Source organism: Mesorhizobium sp. M7A.F.Ca.CA.002.05.1.1 (assembly GCF_003998335.1).
Taxonomy (GTDB): domain Bacteria; phylum Pseudomonadota; class Alphaproteobacteria; order Rhizobiales; family Rhizobiaceae; genus Mesorhizobium.
In genome coordinates, this window is sequence record NZ_RZQI01001057.1 from 1 (window position 1) to 1,888 (window position 1,888).

At 65.3% G+C, this 1,888-nt stretch carries 1 protein-coding gene and 1 pseudogene; one reads left to right on the plus strand and one right to left on the minus strand.

The genetic code is table 11. The features are described 5' to 3' along the window. Positions 1-187: 187 nt before the first annotated feature. The gene (holA, locus tag EN939_RS32365) at positions 188-1,234 is read right to left on the minus strand and encodes a DNA polymerase III subunit delta (protein WP_127271610.1); all 1,047 of its coding nucleotides are present in this window, start codon (positions 1,232-1,234) and stop codon (positions 188-190) included. Positions 1,235-1,681: 447 nt separating this feature from the next. Here holA and EN939_RS32370 point away from each other — a divergent pair. Next, positions 1,682-1,888 (plus strand): annotated as a pseudogene (locus EN939_RS32370) (3-methyl-2-oxobutanoate dehydrogenase (2-methylpropanoyl-transferring) subunit alpha); the annotation flags it as partial.

Here is a 1,888-nt window from a genome sequence, read left to right on the forward strand (position 1 = left end):
TCACGCTCCTTGAGGGGGAGATGGCCGGCAGGCCAGAGGGGGTCGCCTCACACCAAGCGCCGGCGCCCTTGCGGAAGACATGAAGACGTAAGGAAGTAAGGAAGTAAGGAAGTAAGGAGGCCAGCGCTCCACGCGCAACGGCCCCCGCTGTCGCCTTTCGGCGACATCTCCCCCTCGAGGGGGGAGATCAGCCGCGCTGCGCCAACCGGCTACTCTCCACCGCAATCCCCAGCAGCGCCTGCCGTGCCAGCGCCACGGAAAGGTCCGGCCGCCGTCGTGTCTGCAACACCGCCGTCTGCAGCCGGGTCAACGCGCGGCCGAGCGCGTCGGCGCTCCAGCGCTCCAGTGCCTTCTCGACCAGCTTGCGCCTGGAGAAAAACACCGGCGGGCGGGCGGCGGCAACGACCGAGGCGGCGTTGCGGTTACCGGACTCCATCTGGCCGCGCATGATTTGGATCTGCTGCAACTGCCGCATCGCCGAAGACAGCACCAGGAAAGGCTGGCCGCCGGACTGGCAATGGCGGGTAAAGGCAGTGTCGAAGTCGCCGATCTTGCCTTCGAGAAGCGCGTCGACCGCGTCGTCGAAAGAGGCGCCGGAGACGTCGCCCGACATCGCCTTGACCTCCTCCAGTCCGATCTCGTTCTGGCCATGTGCATAGAGCACGAGCTTCTCGATCTCGCCGCGCGAGGCCAACCGGTCGCCGCCGAGATTGCGGCGCAGCGCCTGTCTCGCCTCCATGGTCATCGACATGCCGGTCTTGCTCAGTTCGGCGTCGATGACGCCGTCGATGTCGCGCGCTTCATCGGCATAGCAAGGCAGCGCCATGGCACTGTCGGCCGCCTCGACGATGGCGCGCAATCCGACGCCTTTCTTGAGATCGCCGGCCTCGATGAGAATGATCGCATCGCGCGCCGGCTCCGCCGTCAGCGCCTTGACGTCGTCGGCCAGCGCCTTCTGGCCGCTGGCATTGCGCACCCACAAAAGGCGCCGATCGGAAAACATCGGCACGGTGCGGGCTTCGTCGAGCAGCCGGCCCTCGTCGCGGTCGACCTCCGAACCCTCGAGCCTGACCACCGAGAAGGGATCGTCGAGCGGCAGGCCGGTCTTGCCGGCAAATGCCTTCGCCCGCTCGGATACGAGGCCGCGATCGGGGCCGTAAAGCAGGACGATCGAAATGCGCTGGTCCGGCTTCGCGAGCCAGCCGTCGACCTCGTAAGCTTTCTTCTGTGCCATGCCGGGTTGGTTAGCATGATGCGGGCGTGGGGTGAACCGGGGTGTGCGTGATCTCCCCCTCGAGGGGGAGATGGCCGGCAGGCCAGAGGGGGTCGGTTCGACTGGATGCGACATTTTATGCGCCGAAAGAAGAAGTTGGCGCTCCATGCGCGGCGACCCCCTCTGTCGCCTTCGGCGACATCTCCCCCTCAAGGAGGGAGATTACGCTTCGCGCTTCCCCAATCACCCTATCTGCCAGCAAACCCGGCTCAATCTTGCGTCTAATTGCGCGCCGGCGCCCAACATCGACAAGAAATTTCGCCGACATATCTTCATCTTGGTGCGTGGGAGGCTGGATCGGCCGGCGCTGCCGGGACCGACGTCCGCAGGCTACCCGACGAATTCGCACTGGCCTGGCGGCGCAGATATGCAAATATCGACACTAGGCAACATTGGAGGACAAAGGTCATGGCCGATGCTGGGATGTTGCGTTTCCACGTTCCGGAACCGGAAGTGCGGCCGGGCGGAACGCCTGATTTTTCCAATGTGCCGATCCCCAAGGCCGGCTCGGTGCCGCGCCCCGAAATCGATGTCGATCCGCGCACCATCCGCGATCATGCCTTCTCGATCATCCGCGTGCTGAACCGCACTGGCGAGGCCGTCGGTCCCTGGGCC